This is a genomic window from Priestia sp. YIM B13491 (assembly GCF_042787605.1).
Classification (GTDB): Bacteria; Bacillota; Bacilli; order Bacillales; family Bacillaceae_H; genus Priestia; species Priestia megaterium_E.
The window spans coordinates 84,165-103,723 of record NZ_JBHZOR010000007.1 but is presented as its reverse complement, the minus strand read 5'-3'; the positions used below and the strand labels follow the sequence as shown (position 1 = coordinate 103,723).

Annotated in this window: 18 protein-coding genes; 5 read left to right on the top strand and 13 right to left on the bottom strand. The window is 36.9% G+C overall.

The window, feature by feature from the left end; genetic code table 11:
- Positions 1-5: 5 nt before the first annotated feature.
- Positions 6-458, bottom strand: coding sequence for a MarR family winged helix-turn-helix transcriptional regulator (locus ACFX4E_RS22350; protein ID WP_377238472.1), 453 nt, complete (start codon positions 456-458; stop codon positions 6-8).
- Between the two features lie 116 nt (positions 459-574).
- Between ACFX4E_RS22350 and ACFX4E_RS22345 the strand changes: the two genes are divergently transcribed.
- A complete protein-coding gene (locus tag ACFX4E_RS22345) occupies positions 575-1,219 on the top strand; it encodes a YczE/YyaS/YitT family protein (RefSeq protein ID WP_098333499.1) in 645 nt (214 codons plus the stop codon).
- Positions 1,220-1,328: 109 nt separating this feature from the next.
- Positions 1,329-1,829 carry a GNAT family N-acetyltransferase gene (locus ACFX4E_RS22340; protein ID WP_098333500.1) on the top strand — a complete coding sequence of 167 codons (501 nt, stop codon included), beginning with the start codon at positions 1,329-1,331 and terminating at the stop codon, positions 1,827-1,829.
- Between the two features lie 55 nt (positions 1,830-1,884).
- Here the strand turns inward: ACFX4E_RS22340 and ACFX4E_RS22335 are convergent, their stop codons facing one another.
- The 6 genes from ACFX4E_RS22335 to ACFX4E_RS22310 form a co-directional block, all read right to left on the bottom strand.
- Positions 1,885-2,649 (bottom strand): methyltransferase domain-containing protein, encoded by a 765-nt coding sequence (locus tag ACFX4E_RS22335; RefSeq protein WP_028409943.1) that lies wholly within the window; start codon positions 2,647-2,649, stop codon positions 1,885-1,887.
- 144 nt (positions 2,650-2,793) lie between these two features.
- Positions 2,794-3,243, bottom strand: coding sequence for a GNAT family N-acetyltransferase (locus ACFX4E_RS22330; protein WP_098333501.1), 450 nt, complete (start codon positions 3,241-3,243; stop codon positions 2,794-2,796).
- A 47-nt stretch (positions 3,244-3,290) separates the two neighbouring features.
- The gene (locus ACFX4E_RS22325; RefSeq protein WP_377238471.1) at positions 3,291-3,863 is read right to left on the bottom strand and encodes a GNAT family N-acetyltransferase; all 573 of its coding nucleotides are present in this window, start codon (positions 3,861-3,863) and stop codon (positions 3,291-3,293) included.
- A 437-nt stretch (positions 3,864-4,300) separates the two neighbouring features.
- Complete coding sequence (locus tag ACFX4E_RS22320) at positions 4,301-4,687, bottom strand: MerR family transcriptional regulator (RefSeq protein WP_377238470.1); 387 nt, start codon at positions 4,685-4,687, stop codon at positions 4,301-4,303.
- Between the two features lie 108 nt (positions 4,688-4,795).
- Positions 4,796-5,542: an SDR family oxidoreductase gene (locus tag ACFX4E_RS22315; protein WP_377238469.1), complete on the bottom strand. Its 747-nt coding sequence runs from the start codon at positions 5,540-5,542 to the stop codon at positions 4,796-4,798.
- A 420-nt stretch (positions 5,543-5,962) separates the two neighbouring features.
- The gene (locus ACFX4E_RS22310; protein WP_060747561.1) at positions 5,963-7,231 is read right to left on the bottom strand and encodes an MFS transporter; all 1,269 of its coding nucleotides are present in this window, start codon (positions 7,229-7,231) and stop codon (positions 5,963-5,965) included.
- 423 nt (positions 7,232-7,654) lie between these two features.
- Here ACFX4E_RS22310 and ACFX4E_RS22305 point away from each other — a divergent pair, with 423 nt between their 5' ends.
- Positions 7,655-8,731 carry a cyanophycinase gene (locus tag ACFX4E_RS22305; protein WP_377238468.1) on the top strand — a complete coding sequence of 359 codons (1,077 nt, stop codon included), beginning with the start codon at positions 7,655-7,657 and terminating at the stop codon, positions 8,729-8,731.
- Between the two features lie 74 nt (positions 8,732-8,805).
- On the opposite strand, the gene ACFX4E_RS22300 is transcribed toward ACFX4E_RS22305, so the two are convergent.
- From ACFX4E_RS22300 to ACFX4E_RS22285, 4 genes are all read right to left on the bottom strand, one after another.
- The gene (locus tag ACFX4E_RS22300; RefSeq protein ID WP_377238467.1) at positions 8,806-10,851 is read right to left on the bottom strand and encodes a sigma 54-interacting transcriptional regulator; all 2,046 of its coding nucleotides are present in this window, start codon (positions 10,849-10,851) and stop codon (positions 8,806-8,808) included.
- Between the two features lie 219 nt (positions 10,852-11,070).
- On the bottom strand, positions 11,071-13,623 hold the full coding sequence (locus ACFX4E_RS22295) for a cyanophycinase (RefSeq protein WP_377259184.1): 2,553 nt from the start codon (positions 13,621-13,623) through the stop codon (positions 11,071-11,073).
- Positions 13,624-13,715: 92 nt separating this feature from the next.
- Positions 13,716-14,888 carry a beta-aspartyl-peptidase gene (iadA, locus tag ACFX4E_RS22290; protein WP_377238465.1) on the bottom strand — a complete coding sequence of 391 codons (1,173 nt, stop codon included), beginning with the start codon at positions 14,886-14,888 and terminating at the stop codon, positions 13,716-13,718.
- 63 nt (positions 14,889-14,951) lie between these two features.
- Positions 14,952-16,373, bottom strand: a complete 1,422-nt coding sequence (locus ACFX4E_RS22285) for a YfcC family protein (protein WP_377238463.1) — start codon at positions 16,371-16,373, stop codon at positions 14,952-14,954.
- Positions 16,374-16,807: 434 nt separating this feature from the next.
- Between ACFX4E_RS22285 and ACFX4E_RS22280 the strand changes: the two genes are divergently transcribed.
- Both ACFX4E_RS22280 and ACFX4E_RS22275 read left to right on the top strand, forming a co-directional pair.
- A complete protein-coding gene (locus ACFX4E_RS22280) occupies positions 16,808-17,878 on the top strand; it encodes an isocitrate/isopropylmalate dehydrogenase family protein (protein ID WP_377259181.1) in 1,071 nt (356 codons plus the stop codon).
- Between the two features lie 39 nt (positions 17,879-17,917).
- On the top strand, positions 17,918-18,856 hold the full coding sequence (locus ACFX4E_RS22275; protein WP_377238460.1) for a nucleoside hydrolase: 939 nt from the start codon (positions 17,918-17,920) through the stop codon (positions 18,854-18,856).
- Between the two features lie 85 nt (positions 18,857-18,941).
- Here ACFX4E_RS22275 and ACFX4E_RS22270 read toward each other — a convergent pair whose 3' ends face one another.
- Both ACFX4E_RS22270 and ACFX4E_RS22265 read right to left on the bottom strand, forming a co-directional pair.
- Positions 18,942-19,106, bottom strand: coding sequence for a hypothetical protein (locus tag ACFX4E_RS22270; protein ID WP_164797590.1), 165 nt, complete (start codon positions 19,104-19,106; stop codon positions 18,942-18,944).
- A gap of 3 nt (positions 19,107-19,109) precedes the next feature.
- The gene (locus ACFX4E_RS22265; RefSeq protein ID WP_377238459.1) at positions 19,110-19,541 is read right to left on the bottom strand and encodes a MarR family winged helix-turn-helix transcriptional regulator; all 432 of its coding nucleotides are present in this window, start codon (positions 19,539-19,541) and stop codon (positions 19,110-19,112) included.
- Between the last annotated feature and the right edge of the window lie 18 nt (positions 19,542-19,559).

Sequence of the window (19,559 nt, the reverse complement as noted above, 5' to 3'; positions counted from 1 at the left end):
TATCCTCAATAATTTCTCTTGTTTCCTTTTTTGACAAACTCCCAGTCTGCTTCTATATTTTTCCTTACTCTTTGAACCAGCTTAAGAATGGTATCTGTTTCTTCCTGGGTAAAACCTTCTAATGCCACTTTATCCGAATAATCATTTTCTCTTTTTATAAACGGATATACGTTCTTCCCTTTTTCAGTTGGAAAAAGATTTTTATTTTTTTTATTGCGGGGATCGTCTTTCTTCTCAATAAAACCATTTATTTCAAGCTTTTTTATAGCCCGAGCCGCTGTTGTTCGATCTACTTTTATCATCTCAGCTAACTTTTCTTGAATGATTCCCGGATTTTCACATATTCGCACTAAATACAAATACTGCCCCTTAGTCAGGTCATACTCTTTAAATTCTATATTACTAATCGAATCCAATGCTCTTGCTATCATTCCAATTTCACGCAGAATTTCACTCATAAATGTCTCCTTTGCACATATTTTTGTTGCAAATACAATAAAAGTAATATAAGTTTAATGTACCTTAAAATAGTTGCATTTGCAACAAAAAATAGTGAATAAAGGAGCTGATTACAGTGAAATATGTTGTTTATGTAGGAGGAATTTTACTATTAACTCTGGGAATTTCTTTAACGATCCAATCCAGCCTAGGAGCTTCACCTTTTGATGCACTTTTAGTTGGACTATCCCTAAACGTAGGCCTTAGCGTTGGAAGCTGGGAAATTATACTTGCATGTGTATTAATTTGTGGTAATGCCCTTTTAAGCAAACAAAAGCCGGAAGTACTGGGACTGTTAACAGCATTCATAACGGGTCTTGGTATTGATGTATGGCTTTTTTTATTACAGAATTGGGCTCCCTTTGAAATGTGGTACAGCAAATTATGTTGTTTTGGAATTGGTTTAATCATTATAGGTGTAGGAACCTCAGCCTATTTACATACAAATTTTGCACCCATTCCAATTGACCGCTTAACATTAATCATACAGAAACTAGCTAAAACAAACTTATTACTTTCAAGAACATTGATTTACCTCACATTTTTACTAGCTGCGATGCTTTTAAACGGACCCATTGGTGTTGGGACGCTATTAACCGTGTTTTTAGGCGGCGTGCTGCTTAATTTTTTTATGCCTATTACAAAAAAAGCAGTAGACTGTATATTACCAAAATCTCATACCTCACAAAATCATATTCAAGACAACAAGCGTTCCATATAGCTACATTTTTATTACTCAACTATCATAATAGATTTGCACCATAGTACTAGATATAATAAGAGCAATGAGGAGGAAACATTTAATGAAGGAAAGGAGTTATTATTAATCAATGATTGTATTGTATGAAGATAAGTATAAAGAAGCAGTTATTCAACTAATATTGCATGTACAAAATGTAGAAGCTGGTGTAGGTATTAGTGTTGAAGAACAGCCGGATATTTTAGACATTAAGTCAAACTATCTCCATACCGGCGGTAACTTTTGGGTAGCTTTGAATGATAAGCAAGAAGTAATAGGATGTATTGGGTTGCAAAAGAAAACCAATGAAATAGGCATATTAAAGAAATTTTTTGTCTACAAGCACTATAGAGGAAAAGAGTTTGGAATAGGAAAAAATCTTTATGCTTCTTTACTTTTCTTTGTGCAGAAGCACGGGCTTTCTAAAATTATTTTAGATACTCCATCTCAAGCTACTCGATCACATAATTTCTATAAAAAAGCTGGGTTTAAACAAGTGACCAAAAAGGATCTGACAGTTCAATATGATTATCCAGATCGAAATTCTCTTTTTTTTGAGCTAGATTTATCTAGCAAACAATTACATAATTAAACCAGAGAAAGCAGGTCTCCAGTTAGAGATCGGCTTTCTCTGGTTGATTAACTATTTATTTTGCTTTAGCTTTAATAATAAAACGATGTTGTTTTACGTCAAAGAAGCCTTTAGACTGTATAATTCCATGTATGTTATACAACCCTTCGATATGTGTTTCTATATCAAAATTAGGAACTTGCCAAGGAATTGCCTTTAAATAAAAGACCAGCGCTCCAATATCATAAAATCTCTGTACAGGAAACTCTTCTTTGAAAGAAATGATGTTAAAAGAACTTTGTTTAAGCTCTTCTATTGCTTTCTTTAAATTCCAATTACAAAACTCTTTATTTATTGGAACCCCTATAGATTCATTGATTCGTGAACAGTCTAACCCTCCCACTTGCTGCGTGAAAAACGTGCCTTCCTTTGACAAAATCCTGCTTACTTCTGAAGCACAAAAAGATTCGTGCTGGTTCAAAATCAAATCAAATGTATCATCTTTAAACGGTAAATTTTTGTCTTCAGTTCGTTCAACAACTTTGACACCAAGCGGTTCTAAACGTTTTTTAGCGATTGGAATGTTAGGTTTGTATCCTTCTGTAGCGTACATAACGCGAGGAAAAGGCTGTAACAAAGATAAAAATTCTCCTCCTCCTGTTCCCATATCTAAAGCGGCATTAGAGTTTTGAATAAGACGAATAGCTTCACTTCCGTATGACCACGAAAGCACGTCGCTATCCATACGACCAGTACGAGTAATAATAGAAAAATCCCAGCCAGTAAAATCAACATTATTTGTATTGTTTACAGCATTAAAAAAATATTTGTCCGTTATCATATTGAACTCCTCCTTTTTATAGCTAGCATTAATCATCTATTCTAAACTAGTAAAAGGCGGACCACGGACATATAGACAGCGTTGTTATGTTTCGTGTGCTAACGTATTCACACTAACCGCTCCTTTATTAAAATTACGTATGCTTCATTTGTTTGTCCATTCATATGTAATATCGGGGAGTTTCTCTTCGTTTTCACATCCTCTTTTTATAATACTGAAGCCGTGTTTCTCGTAAAACCTCTGGGCATTTTTATTTCGTTCAAATGTACGTAATATTAATTTTCCATTTGATTCTGTCTTGGCTCTTTCGAGTAAACGCTGTCCGATTCCTCCTCCTTGATAATCTACATGAACGTACAGTTGGCTAATTTCGTCAGCATGATAAGCAATCATTCCTACTATTTGTTCATCCATTAACGCTAATTCAATTTTATAGTGTGCTGACAATATATGATTTAAAAAATAGACATGACGGTCAAAACTATGCATTTCCTTTTGTTCAATCGCTTTTTCTTTACTATCTCTCCACATTTTTACCGTTTGCTCAGCAAATTGAGAATGATAGTGAACAATATCAACATTAAAACGGGTCATACATTTTCCCCTTATCTGTCATTGTGCTATATTCTTAATAACGATGTCTAGATATTCTCTTCATGTGGTTGAAGCCTGTCAAAATCTTGTTTTAATAACGAATACATATACAAATCATCAAATTTTCCACACGTAAATTCATAGCTTCTTAATAGGCCTTCTTTTATAAAGCCATGCTTTTTTATTAATTTTTGTGAAGCAACATTAGCAAGCTCTATTAATGCTTCAATTCTCCGCAAATTAAAATGTGTAAAACCATATTTTATAACAGCGCCCAATGCCTCATTAGCAATCCCATTCCCCCAGTAATCTTTGCTTAGCTCATATCCAATTTCTGCACGGTAATGGTTATGAACTCTATTAAGAAATCCGCAGCTACCAATAATGTCATCCTGTTCTTTAAGAGTAATACCCCATCTTATTCCAGATTTTTCGTTTAAGATTGATTTATACCACGCAATCTCATTTAAAGCATCTTCAACCGTTGTAAAAGGCTCTAGACCGTAGTGTTTCATTACTTCTTTATCGGATAGGTATTTTAAAATACTGCCTGCGTCTTCTGTTTCAAATTCCCTTAGGATAAGCCTTTTTGTTTTAATTACGGGAAAATAATTTGACACCTGTACCTTTCCTCCTCTTATTCATTCACTAAACGGAGCTTTTCTCACAGCTTTATCTAATTTAAATAAACGTTAATAAGAAATTTCTTTTATTATTACTGAATTCCTTTTTAATTCTAAATATTTGTCGAGAAATGAACAGAAAAAGCACGCATAACTTCATTTTTAAATCAGCACTGTCATTTCTTTTATCTTTGTTAGTTCTAAAAATTAAAGGAATGAAAGCTAGTAATGAAGAATTCTTTTCTAACTAGTCTAACTGAGAAAATAAGGAGAAAAAGATGAAGCAATTCGCGATGTAGCTCTTTATTTAAGCAGTACATACTAGAATAGAACAAACAAAACAAGATAACCATGCAGTTATCTTGTTTTGTTTGTTTCGCAGTTTTTAACACCTGTATAGTTTGTGTATGAACAGGATTTTCTGTTATCAGCATTTAAATTTTTATTTGTTTATTGTTTAAACCAGCTTCCAACGTATCATACAGCGCAAATTTATAATTAATTCGTTCTAGATGCAGGTAGGTTTGCGACATGTCTGCTTCCACTTTCTTTTTATGCTGAAGCATCATGTTTCTACGTTCGCTGATGGTACTTTCTCCTTTTTTATATGACTCTACATACTGCTTGATTTCAGCAAGAGGCATCCCTGTTGCACGTAAGGCTAAAATAAACTTGACCCACTCGATATTCTGGTCATTGTATAGACGCTGATCATGTTCATTTCGTTCGACAAACGGTAAAATACCTTCCTTTTCGTAGTAGCGCAGAGTGGGCGCAGACAGCCCCGTTTTTTCTTGCATGTCTCTCATTGTATAAGACATGTAGTTTCACTCCTATTTTCATATGCGTATCAATGGTACAAATAGAAAAAGCTGTCCAAAGAGTAATGTCACTCTCCGGACAGCTTTTGAGTTAACAAGGTCCTCACATTACCATTCTTGATGTACAGGACGAATAATCATTTCGTTTACTGCCACACCTGCTGGCTCTTCGATGGCAAACGCAATCGCGCGTGCGATGCTTTCCACTTCGATGGCACCTTTATAAAATTCATCAATACCTGATTTTAAATCTGTATCCGTGATTGTTTCTTTTAATTCTGTTGCAATTGCTCCTGGAGAAATATTCGTTGCGCGAATGTTGCTTCCGCCAGCTGATTCTTCTAGACGAAGACCTTCTGTGATCGCTTTAACCGCAAATTTTGTTGCGCTGTATACCGCACTTCCGGCACCTACTGCGTGACCAGCTACAGAAGACAGGTTAATCACGTGTCCGTCTTTTTGCTCTCTCATCGCTGGAAGAACTGCTGAAATTCCGTAAAGAACCCCTTTGATATTCACATCAATCATTGTGTTCCATTCATCTACTTTTTGGTTGCGTAGAAGAGATAATGGCATAAGTCCTGCATTGTTTACAAGCACATCGATGCGTCCAAACTCTGAAAGCGCATATTGTGCTAATTCCTGCATTTGGTCGTGAGAAGTCACGTCCACTACTTTGTAGATCGCTTCTCCGCCGTTTGCTTTAATATCTTCTTGTAGTGATTGTAAACGATCTTCACGGCGAGCCGCTAAAACAAGCTTTGCTCCTTTTGCTGAAAGCTCTTTTGCTGTTGCTTCTCCGATTCCGCTAGAAGCACCTGTAATAATAACAACTTTACCTTTTGTGTTAGACATAATAAACATTCATCCTTTCTGTTTTAACTGATTTCTACCTTTAATGAGAAAGCAAGTCGATGACCGGCTGTTTTTCGCTGTGTTAACTGGTACAGTAGTAGCTTATCTCCTAAAGTCAGCTTCAACGCAAGGATTTTTTAAAAACTTTTTCTTATTTATTATGTAAAAATGCTGCTGTTAGTGTCTATAGAGCCTTTTTAAGAGCTGTTTTTCTTTATACAGCCACCTTTTTAACTTCCTTTAATTTCCTTTAATTTACATTTAATTCATGGTTTTCTGTTATTTCTCTTGCTGTGCATTAAAGTAAACTTTATGTGTTGTGTTATTTTTAATGATTTATATTAGGAATAATTACATAAAATATATTGTTTTACACTAAAGTTACGAACTTATATGGTGAACATCTCTTATGTAAAGTCATTAAGAAGCATTCAGCACTTTCTGCTCCTTTTTTCCCTTTTCTTTAATTAGTAAGACACCTAACAACCCCATTATTGAAAACAAAATGGGAATCATAAAAGCATAATGATAACCAACATGCAGCGAACGCTCGGGGAATAAATCCAAGACATTCCCGAAAATACTAGGTAATAATACGGCGCTTAAAAAGCCTCCCATATTGGCAAAACCTGATACAACTCCTACTTCTTTTACTGAGAAGGATTGACGTACTACGGCAAATGTCAAAGCGCTTGCGCCGTTTCCAAAGCCGATGATAAAAAGCAAAATAACGACTAGCATGAATGAAGGTTTCACGCCGGAAAGTAATAACCCAGTCCAGCTAAGCACCACAATAAGATGAATAAGTGAATAAATTTTTTTAATGGAATTTAACCTGCTTGATATCCAGCTGATTAAAGGTCCGCCAATCATAGCGCCAAACAGACCATACATAATAAGCTGACTTGCATCAGCGCGAGATAAATGGAACACATTCATTCCATAAGGAACTCCCCAAGAACCAATAAAGCCGATATATGTACCAACTACACCAAAATGACAAAGAAATGTTGCCCAGGCTTGGCGAGTTGTCATCACTCTCCTTAGGATCGCCCATACACTTTCCGGAGTCTTAACAGAGGATTTATTTGCTTTAGCATCATCTTGAAATAATCGTTTAGGTTTTACCACTAAAACGACATAAAGCAGGTAGGATACCGCCATTAAAACTAGACCTATGCTAAGAAAAGGAACTCTCCAGCCTGAAAATGAAATCCACATAGACAAAGGCACGGTAGCTGATAATGAACCTACACTTCCTACCAGCCCAATTAAACCTAATAGCTTTACAAATTCATTTCCCTTAAACCACTGACTTAAAATTAACACTAAATTGACAAAAATCATGGAGTCTCCCGTACCGACTAGTAAACGAGAGAAAATTAACACATATTCGTTAGGGGCCGTGCTGTAGATAAGACTTCCTATTCCCGTTAAAAGCGACCCTATAATCAAAAATCGATTGGGACCGTATCGGTCAGAAAGTAAACCAATAGGAATCTGAAGACCTGCATATGCTAAAAATTGTATACTAGTCATTAATCCTATAACAGACGCTGAAACGTGAAAATCTTTCATTAACTGTTCTGTAATAAGTCCAGGGGCTGTTCGTTGACTGACAATCAAATAATACGCTAATAAAGCGGTTCCAAAAACAACCCATCTGTAGCTACTTTCCTGTTTGTTCATTTTGACAGATCCTCTCATGTATAATTTTTCTGCGTAGAAATGCTGGTGGAAAATATTTAAGAGATGAAGATATTGATAGAATGAAGGTCTGTTTGATAAATAAGTTGCTATTGCGGACAGCTCTTCTTTTTATCCTTGTTTTTCCTTTCTATTATAATTTTAAGTTTTTAAAGATGATTTTTCAATGAGGGATGTAATCTTGTAATATACCTTTTTCAATTTCTTTTCACTATTAGATATCCAAGTTAGAGTCGTTCTCGCCATTTTTCGGGTGTAAAAAACCTTAATAATGACCCATAAATAACCTATATTACACATAGAGCTTTTAAAAAAAGCCTTCTTTCACTATTTTGCTGGTGTTCAATAAGTTGGTATAAAACTTGCATATTCATTTATGAACACTTATTAAAGGAGGAGAACTTTATGAAAAAAGCTGAACGTAAGAAAAGTATTAAAAAGCAAGTCATTACTTGTGCTGTTCTCGCGGCATCTCTTTTACTTCCAATCTCCACTTCCGCTGCTTCTGCACCTTATACGCTTTATCAAGTCGGAAGTACTGCAGATAAAGCTACTAGTACAAGCTTCGGACAAGTCTATATGGGCGGAAGCACCGATGTAGATGAAGCATTCAAATGGATGATTCAAAAGGCAAACGGCGGAGATTTCTTGGTTATAAGAGCGACGGGTACTGACGCCTATAATTCATATATCTATGACCTTGCCAAAAGCATAGGTAAGCCCCTTAACTCTGTTAGCACAATTGTTGTTGATGATTTAATAAGAGCAGGTTCAGACTCTGCTTTAATTGACAAAATTAACAAAGCAGAAGGCATCTTTTTTGCTGGAGGCAATCAAGCTGATTACGTAGATTTCTTAGAAGGATCCCCAGCTCTTACAGCCTTAAATAATCGTATTAATCAAGGCATTCCTTTTGGAGGAACAAGTGCCGGCACCATGATTCAAGGTGATCACGTTTATGACTCTATCTCAGCAGGCTCTACAACTTTAGATTCGAAAACAGCGCTAAACAATCCCTATAGTTCTCTTATTTCTTTTACAGATTATTTGATTCAAACCCCGCATAATAATAACATTCAAACAGACACTCATTTTGAACAACGAGATAGAATGGGACGCTTTTTAACATTTCTTGCACGTAATATCAAAGACGGAGAAGAAACTGGAACAAGCGCCAAAGGAATTGCTGTTAATGAACAGTCAGCGCTTCTGGTAGAAAAAGATGGTTCAGCTAAAGTAGTAACACAGCCAGGCTCTACAAACGCAGCTGTTTATCTAGCTAAAACGAATAAGGCGCCTGCTACTTGTATAAGCGGTCAGCCGCTGACGTTTAATAATATTTCTATCTATAAACTATTTAATGGCAGCACTTTTAATCTTTCCACTTGGACGGGTTTTGGAGGGTTAGCTTATACTTTAAACGTAAACGGCGGTGTTATTACTTCCTCTACAGGAAAAGTATACGGAGGAAATCAGCCGTAAACGCCAAGTCTATGACGACACTATTTTATAGAAAAGGGAAACTTGATTAGTGAAGTTTCCCTTTCTTCCGTATATTAAGGATTGATCAAGTGCTGTTTTGTTTTTAAATGATATAGATAATGCAGTCCTTTTTCTGTTATTTTCGTTCCTGCTCTGCCTCTGCGTTTTATAATATACTCTTTTTCTTCTAGTACATCCAAACGATTTCTCACCTGCTGTTCTGTAAGAGTAAAGCCTTTTAAATGCTGTGTAATCCACTTTCTGCTTGCTGCTTTTCCTGTATCATTACACTGCTTTATCGTTTCTAACAGGGCGTGATTTTCTTGAAGTTCGATCAAGTCAACCGATTCATTTTCAACTTCATGTAAAGTATGCTCCTCCTTTTGACTACTAAGCCTATACTCTACGTCTTTTGCTTTCACTTCGTTTTCATCGCAGACAGTAAGCAAATACTCGATGACTCCTTTTAATTCTCTTATGTTTCCTAGCCATTCATATTCGATAAGCAGCTTCATCGCTTCTGGATAGATATGCGTCCACGTTTTTGATTTAGAAATAAAATGATGAATCAGTAAAGGAATATCGGTTCTTCTATATCTTAAAGGAGGAATCGTTAAAGATAATACGTGTAAACGATAGTACAAATCTTCTCGAAACAACCCTTCTTTCATTTTATGTAGTAAATTGTTGTGAGTAGCTGCTATTATTCTTACATTGATTGGAATAACTCTTGTCCCTCCTACCCGTCTAATTTCTTTTTCTTGAAGCACTCTTAAAAGCTGAGTTTGTAAACGCGGACTGATATCACCAATTTCATCCAGGAAGATCGTACCTTTATCGGCGCTCTCAAACAGCCCTTTTTTGCCGCCTTTTTGAGCTCCTGTAAAGCTGGCTTCTTCATACCCAAACAGCTCACTTTCTAGCAATGTATCGGTCATGGCACTGCAATTCACGGCTAGAAACGGTCCGTTTTTACGTGTAGAATGATTATGGATAGCCTGAGCAAACAGCTCTTTTCCTGTACCGGTTTCTCCTTGAATTAAAATAGGGTACTCAGTAACCGCCATTTTCCGGGAAATTTCAATCGTTTTAAGCAAAGCTGGGTGTTCTCCGATAATATCTTGATAATTATACTTAGCAGAAAAGCCGTTTTTTCTAAGTTCTGACTGCGCTTTTCCTTCTATTTCAACAGCTTGATTCACACTTTTAAACGTTGCTACCGTAGTATTGCTTTCCTGAATCATAGACTTATAGATAACCATTTCGTACCCATTTATGTTAAAGTACTGACTTTTCTCTTCGGACGATGTAATAAACTCCACAAGGGCTTCGTTAGAAATGACATGTTGAATTTCACGATCTACAACATCAGAAGAAGATAGCTGAAACAATGATTCTAACCTCTTATTAAATAACGTAATTCTTTTGTTAAAGTCCACGGCAAGAATACCATCTTCTACTACATTTACAACACTCCTTACATGGAGGTGAAGTTCTTTCATTTGCCCTTCTGCTTCTATTAGTTTTTTTTGCAGCTCAATAATATTTCGTAAATAGCGATCCCAAATAATTGAATGATTAGACTGATCAAAACCAAATGATTTTATAAGTTCAAAAATGGTCGCCATATCAAAAAGCCTAACACCTATATCAATTACATGTTTTACATATGGCGGACACAAGTGAACCTCACCTGGAGAAACAGCAATTTCAACACCTTCGTAATAGGTCTTTTTCTTTTTAAAAGGAATAAACTGAACATGATTAATTCCTACTTGATAGAGAGATTCTATTAACTTAAGAGTTTCTCTATCATCATCGTTTACAATTAATACTTTAGTATGGGCAGGAATTTGCAGCAATTCATTTATATGTTTATGGTGAATCGTTCTATTTCCTACGATTTCATGTGCACATTGAACCTCTAATCTGTCCTTCATTTCGTTCTTTATACTCTCTGATGAGTAGAGTACAACATCGCCACCAATTTTTTTCGGTAATTCTTCGTCAACTGCAAAGCATTCAATAAAAATGTAATCGCCTAATAACTCTTTTAATTGGTTATGTAAAATGATTCTAGTTTGCTTGCTTCCTGTTATTAAAACTAATTTCTTTTTCATCGTATGAACACCTTTCTGCAGGCCTTTAAATTGGCTTGCCTTCAGAGATTAGTCTTGGAATACTGTACCTATCATTTTATACGTTGCCCTGCATTTCATCTAGCGGACGTTTGTCCCTATTGCAAATAAAAATAAGTAGAAAAAAGTGCCTCCGCTTTAATAGGTGGAGGCACAATATGCTAAAGTGCTAGATGCATTGAATTACTGTCTGTTCTCTTTTTATTTAATAGCTACTTTTATTGGTTTGATATCTAACGAAACTTTCACAATGGAATAATCGTCTTTTTGACCGTCTGTATAAGCCCAATAACCATTGCTTTCAGCACTTTTTCGGAAGGTAAGCTCAAATCCTTTGTTTTGGTTAAACGCATAGCTCTTTATTTCTTTGCTCTGAGCGTTATCAATAAGATCGTAAGCTAAAAACTTGCTTAGTACAGCGTGCGGAGAGAAAAGACCTGTATTTGGTCCAACTTTTTCACTGTAGTATTCATTTTTTCTAGTAGATGTTTTAGCTGGGTTTATGACGATTTCTTTTGTTGTGAGATTTACTTTGTCGCCTGGAGTGATACAAGAGATAAGAATATTTTTGTAATCACTCGGAAATTTGTCATTTGCCTGTACCTTCGCTAAGTCAACTAGCGTAATACCGCCTCTTCCCACAACTTCTATTTGTTTTTCTTTATTATTTACCACCATAGCAGTATCTTCATCAATTCCGTATGAAAGCTGATTTTTATTTCCTTTTTCATATGCTGTTGCAATAAGACGTCCGAGTCTTGCTTTGTTGTCAAAATGCTGATCTACAAGACCGTATTGGAAAAAGCCAAGACCTTTTTCCAAATAAGCAGGCCCGCCTTCTTGCTGAGTCATATCATCATATGTGTTTGTAAATCCGTATGAAAGCGCTCCGTAGCTATCTCCGCCTGCGAGCATAGTATTACTCATAATTGCCGCGCCGGCGCTCGTACCGCCAAGTACTGCCCCGTTTTTATACGTATGCCATATAGCTTGTAAAACTTTTGAGTCCGAGCCATTTTCATTACGCAAGGAGCCCGTAATCAAGGTTTGATCTCCTCCTACAAACCAAATGCCCGTTAGCCCTTTAACTTTTTGCGCTAGTTTATCACTGTTCATATTTGTTTTCCAGGTCGACTCATTTTCAGAAGTTCCTTTAAAGTCATGGTTCGAAATAGGTAAAATCTCTATATTTTCTGCTTTCACTCCGTATTTAATTAAATCACTTTTAAACTGATTAGAAGAGTCGAACTTAGTACTCGCTGCAGGCACAATTCCTATTTTGGCTTGTTTTCCTCCTGCAAGATTAATAAACTTGTTATACACGCTTGAATTGCTGCTGCCAAGCGCTCCTCCTGCAATTAAGAGATTACCTTTAATCGAATCGTATGCAGGACTTTCAGATGAAGAAAAAGTAGGTTTTTTATACGTTAAACTAGTTTTTCTATCCGATTGGAATTTGAAGGTTTTGGGCGTAATATCCATTCTGACATTTACAATGGAATAGTCGTCTTTTTGTCCGTCAGTATATCTCCAGTAGCCGTTTGTATCATTGTCCTTTTGAAAAGCAATTTCATATCCCGACCCTTTACTGTCATAAACATAGCTTTTCGCAGATTTCATCGATTCATTGTCAACAAGAGAATAGGATAAATAAGCCTTTAATCTTCCATATGGCGTAAAAACACCCGTAGCAGGCAGTGCATTAAAGGAATAATATTCAAATCCCTTCGTTTCAACTTTATCTTTCGGAAATTCAAATGATTTTAAATGATAGTTAATTTTATCTCCAGGAGATAAGTAACTAACCTTTATGTTCTCTAAGCCTGAACGCGCTTTTTGTTTAGACACAAGCTGAGCTTTGCTCGTATCTAAGACGGCTACTCCGCTTCGTCCAACAACTTCAATCTTTTGATTTTTATTGTTAACAATCATAGCCGTATCCTCGTCCACACCGTATGCAAAGTTTTTTTCTTTGTCACGTTCAGAAGTATATGCAGCTACTGCAAGTCGCCCAAGTCGTGCTCGTTCATCCATGTGCTGATCAATTATGCCGTGTTGGAAAAACCCCAGCCCTTTTTGAATTGATAGAGGCTCGTACTCTTTTTGACTGCGTTGGTTTTCGCTTACATGTTTATTTCCCTTGTTTTCTACACTTTCTTTTAACGCTCCTAGACTGTCTCCTCCTGTAATCATGACCTCACTCATAATTGCCGCCCCTGCACTTGTACCTCCAATTACTGCTCCTTTACGATATATATCCCAAATAGCTTTTAACGCTTCAGAATCACTTCCATTATTTTGACGAAGAGAATCCACAATTTTAGTTTGATCTCCTCCTACAAACCAAACTGCCGTTAGTCCTTTAATCGTACGGGATAACTTCTTATCATTTACTTGATTCTTCCAGGTTGATTCATCCTTTTGTGTATCAGAAAAATCGTGATCTGAAACGGGAAGGATTTTAATAGAATCTGAATTCACTCCGTATTTTACGAGGTCTTCCTTAAACTTTTTAGAAGACTGCAGCGTTGTGCTGGCAGCTGGAATAATCCCTACTTTTGCTTTTTCTTTTCCTCCAGCAAGCGAGATAAATTTTTCATATACATCGTGATTAGACGTCCCTACACCTCCGCCTGCAATAACAAGGCTGCCTTTAATGTTTCCAGTATTTCCTTGTGCTTTTGCAAGCAGCGGTGTACTTAAAGAAGAAAGTAATGTAAAGCTGATAAGACATGAAACAAGTTTCTTTTTCATTTGAAAGATCCTTTCCACGCAAATTTTGATACCTTTCTCAAATTAGCTCGTATCCTTCCGCGATACTTTCGTTAACTGATGTTTAAAACCTGTTATTCAAACATCCCTTTCACAACAGGAACACCGTCTTTTACCATTACTTTACCTTGAGCAAAAACTGTTTTAATTGTTAGCGTCTCTTTGTCTAAAAGGACTAAATCTGCATCTTTCCCGGGTTGAATATGCCCTTTATCGGACAGTTTTAATACTTTGGCAGGATTAGACGTAATGACTTGAAGAGCTGTTTCTAACGGCACTGATTCTTCTAGTACTGCATCTCGTACTTCTTGAAATAAAGAAGACACTTTTCCAACTTGAAGCCCTTTGTAGTCTCCGTTCTCATCAAAAAATGGCAGGCTCGCTTGTCCATCGGATGAGAACGTAATGCTTGAGATTGGAACTTCTTCTTCAAGCATGATGCGTAACCCTTTGCTGCACTTAACTTCGCCTTCTTCTAAAAAATATGGAATAGTGCTAGTTGTAAGATCTACATAGCCACCTCGTTTGGCAAATTGAATTCCTTCTTTAAACAGTTCTTCATTTCGATTAATATGTGTAGGATGAAACTGACGAATTGGCAGGTCTGTTTCATCTGCAATTTGATTTAATAAAGATAATTTCCGTTCCCCGTCTCCTACATGAACTTCTAATATTCCGGCTTTCCCTGATAAAATCCCTCCATTGCGGGCAGCAGAAGCCGCCTTTACCAGTTCTTCAAATGTCGGTTCAGAGGAACGGTGGTCAGAAATGGCAATTTCACCTACTCCGATAATTTTATCAATTAAAATAAGATCTTCTTCGATGCTGGTAGTTAACGTTTTTACTGGTATTTGATAGGAACCTGTGTGAATAAAGCAGCTAATTCCTTCTTCTTCTAATCCTCTTGCTTTAGCAAGAAGACTTTCCATTCTTCTTGTTGTACCGTCTGTTCCAAGTACACCTACAATAGTTGTAACACCGGCAGTCGTTGCATCGGTTAACATTAGTTCAGGCGTGCGTGTTTTATATCCGCCTTCTCCTCCTCCGCCAATAATATGAACATGTGAGTCAATAAAGCCTGGAGCTATAACATCATTAGCAGCGTCTACAACATGAATAGGAATGGACGTATTTACATGATCAATACAATCTTCTATAAGGATGATTTTGCTGTTTGCAAGCAATACGTCTTTTTTTCCTAAATACTCTGGTGCATATACTTCTGCGTTTTTGATTAAGGTTAACAACTTCTATTCCTCCTACTAGTAAGCTCAACTTACGAATAACATTTTTCTATATAATTTTAATGCTTAAAATGGTCCGTAATTGATAAAATAAGCAATCACAACGGCAATTAAACCAATCACATATTGAATAAGGACTAACGGCAACACCCATTTGGCCCACTTTGTCCATGAAATTCCCGCAATCGCTAAACCAGCCATTAATGTTCCAGCTGTCGGGAAGATAATATTTCCAATGCCATCTGCAAAAGAAAAAGATAATACTGCTGTTTGCCTTGTAATATCAAGTAAATCTGCAAGAGGCGTCATGATTGGCATCGTCAGCATCGCATGACCTGTTCCAGATGCTAAAATAAGATGAATCAGCGCTTGGAAGTTATAGATTCCGATGACGCTTAAATATCCCGGAATATGCTGAATAGCTCCAGATACTTGATGAAGCATAGGGTCTACAATATGTCCTTCATTTAAAACAACAAGAACAGCACGAGAAACTCCGATAACAAGCGCTCCTCCAACTAGTGCTGCTGCCCCGTTTGTAAACGACTTAACCGTATTTTCAACAGAGAGCCTTCCAATAATCCCAATTACAACTGTCAAAATGACAAATAAAGAGGCAATTTCAGTAATGTACCATTTGTACTTAATAACGCCAAAAGCAAGAATTACATAGTTAACAAGAAATGCTGCCATAATCCATTTATGCTTTCTAGTTAACCTGGCATCCGAGTTTAAAAGTTTATTTGCGCTGGTTATGCTGTATTTTCCGTACGTCCCAATAGAAGGACTTTTTTTCACTTTCATCGCATATCGGTAGACAAACCAAACTGAAACAGCGTAAACAACTACAAACAAGATGAGTCGAAAGCCCATTCCAGAAAACATAGGAAGCTCTGCTACTCCTTGTGCAACACCCACTGTAAATGGATTCATAACTGCCGTAGTAAAACCAGCCGATGCGCCAATTAAAACAATAGCAGTCCCTGTTAATGCATCGAATCCAAGAGCAAGTGCCAAGGGAATTAAAAGAGGAATATAGGCTAGCGTTTCTTCCGCCATCCCCATTAAAGAACCGCCTACTGCAAAAAATAACATCATAACAGGAATTAATAATTTTTCTCGGGTAGCAAGTTTTTTAGCCATCGTTGTAATTAATACATCTACTGTCCCTGTAGCGCTTAGTACACCAAAGAAACCGCCGATAATTAATACAAAAAAGATAATGTCGGCTCCTTCTACCATTCCTGTATGTATTGCTTTGACCATATCAAAGAATCCAACAGGTGTAGAATCAATCCATTTAAACGATTGAGGATCTACCGTTGTTCTCCCGTCTACTTCTACACGCGCATATTCTCCAGCTGGCAAGATATACGTTAAAATGGTAGCAATCACAAGAAAGCCTAACAATAAAGCAAAAACGTTTATTTTCCTCTCTTTTTTCCGTACCTGATTTAATGAACTCATTTCCTTTTGCGGTTCACTCATCCTTCTTCTCCCCTTCATTGTGAAATAATAACTTTAAACAGACATCTCGTTCTTTAAAAGCAGCTTCCTTATCTGCGACTACATATTGCTCCTTTCTTTTGTATTCCTCATATACAGTACAAGCAATTTTCGTGCCAACGTAGAACCGTTTAATTTTCTGAATTATGATATAATTAAATCGTGTTTTAGGTGTTAATTGGGTGTTTTTAAAAAATCAACAGCGCCAATTAAGATGTTGGTTGATAGAAAATCTGGAGCACGAAGCATTAGCTAGTTCTTTTTTTAAAAAGCCACAAAAAGAAAGATAAAAGAATTTAATCTATAAACATAAAAAAATATTATTTTATTATTGTCTTTTCTTTAAGTAGATTAATACTATAAACCTTCAATCTATTTATAAAAGCATTGCGCATAATGAAAGGGTGTTCAAAACAATGACTGTTTATCGTATCGGGGTATTGGGGGGGGATGGCATCGGCCCGGAGATTGTCGATGCCGCAGTTAAGGTAGTTAAAAATGCTTCTTGCAAAGCAGGAGTAAAAATGGAGTGGATTTATCTGCCGATGGGATGGGAAGGAATTAAACAATATAACGATCCTCTTCCAGAAGTAACGATAGATGCTTTAAAACATACGCATGGATGGATACTTGGCCCGCACGATTCTGCGGCTTACCCTCTTGAACACAAAGAAAAGCGTAATCCTAGCGGAGAGCTTCGTCACAGTTTAGATCTTTACGCAAATATTCGCCCTGCTAAAACAATGCCAGGCATTAAAAGCGTCGTGAAAGAAGCAAATTTAGTGATCGTCCGAGAAAATACAGAAGGATTTTATGCCGATCGTAATATGTATTCTGGACATGGGGAATGGCAGATTACAAAAGACGTTGTGGTGACATCGGGGGTATTTACGCGAAAAGCCATAGAAAGAATTGCACGTGAAGCTTTTGCATTGGCCATGCAGCGTCGTAAAAAAGTAACAATCGTACATAAAGCAAATGTTTTAAGATTAAGTACCGGACTATTTCTAAACGTTTGTCGAGAAGTAGCTGAGCAATACCCTGAAGTAAAAGTGGACGACTACCATATCGATGCCATGGCTGCTCATCTCGTACGTCGTGCAGCCGATTTCGATGTCATTGTGACAGAAAACATGTACGGTGATATTCTTTCAGATTTAGCCGGCGAGCTTGTAGGAAGCTTGGGATTAGCCCCTTCTCTTAATGCAAATGAACATATCGCTATGGCACAAGCAGCTCATGGTTCTGCGCCAGATATCGCAGGTTTGAACATAGCAAACCCAACTGGTATTATTTCTTCAGCAGCCATGCTACTGAAATGGCTGGCTGAAAAACATGCGGATCACAAACTTACAGAAGTGGCTGCTACAGTAGAACACGCACTTTATCAAACGCTCCAAGCTGAAGTGAAAACGAAAGATTTAGGCGGACATGCCTCTACGTCGGAGTTTACAGAAGCTATTTTAGAAAAAATAAAATCCATGTAAAATTAACAGCAATTTATCCATTCTATAGAGGTGATCATAATGAAAAAAAGAAAGATTATTATGGACTGTGATCCAGGTCATGATGATGCTATTGCTATCATTTTGGCTGCCGCACGACCGGAATTAGATATTTTAGCGATTACAACTGTTTCAGGAAACGCAGAAATTGAAAAAACGACGATGAATGCTTTGAAAGTGTGTGATTTAGTATCGTTACATAACGTGATGGTTTCAAAAGGAGCAAGCGAACCAATGATGCGCAGACGTGAAAACGCGCCTAGTATACACGGGGATTCAGGATTAGACGGCCCTGAGTTCCCGGCTCTCTCTCGCAGCTGGAGCGAAGAACACGGAGTAGATACTATTATACGAATGGTCAAAGAGTCAGAAGATCCCGTTACGCTTTTGCCTACCGGTCCTTTAACGAACATTGCTTTAGCTTTAATAAAAGCTCCAGAAATGAAAGAAAACATTGAAGAGATTATCCTTATGGGCGGTGGAACCTTCGGGAACTGGACGCCAACGGCTGAGTTTAACATTTGGGCAGATCCAGAAGCGGCTAAAAAAGTGTTTGATAGCGGTATTCCACTAGTAGTAATGGGGTTAGATATTACGCATCAAGCCGTTGCAACAGATAACGTTATTAACCAAGTGATGAACATTGATAATAACGTAGCAAAAAAGGTGGGTGAATTATTAGCGTTTTTTAAATCTGCCTATAAAGAAACGTTTGGCTTTGATGGTCCGCCTGTTCACGATGTATTAACCGTTGCTTATTGCATAGCTCCAGAACTATTTACGCTCAAAGAAGTTAATATTGTAGTAGAAACACGCGGAGAATACACGGCTGGAACGACTTCAGTTGATTTGCTTGGAGTTACAGGAAGGAAAGCAAATGCGAAGTTTGGTTTAACCCTTGATGTAGATGGTTTTTGGGATTTAATGATTGAGGCTCTTAACACATATTCGGCTTCGTAATGTTCATCTAGAAGATAGGTTTTATAAGATCAGCACCAGAACGTCGAGTTCGCAACTTGCTGGTGCTGACTTACTTTTATTCATACTATCTAGCTGTTTTTTTCGCTTTTTGATTGAGCATTACCGTAATGATTGAAGCAACAATAACACCTGTAATTAAACAGTTTGATATATCTTTATAAATTACTCCCATTACTGTCCCGCCTATAACGCCTACACTAATAAGTGAAATTCGCTCTCTTTGATTCATGATTTATCCCTCCATCTTTTTTAATAAAACATTTAATTTATGAAGAGCGAAGTGCAGGTCTAATTGCTCTTCTTCATTTAACTTCGCAAGATTTGCATGAAAGTTACTATAAATCCCTCTCCATTTTTCCTCTTGAATACTTTTTCCTTTAGACGTTAATGAGACTAAAACCGCACGCTTATCTCGCGGATCAGGCATTTTAATTAAATATCCTTCATTTTCTAATTCACTGATAACATTCGTTAACTGTTGTTTGGCAATATTTAATCCATTACTAATTTCCTTAATATTCAAATCTCTTTTTTTCATATACATAAATTCAACTACGTGATTTTGTAAATGTGTTAATTTCACTTCATTTTTATTTAAGTTCTTGAAATTTTCAAATAAAACCGGTATTAAAGCGATATATTCCTTAGCCAGCTTTTCCTTCATGAGATATCCACCTTCTTT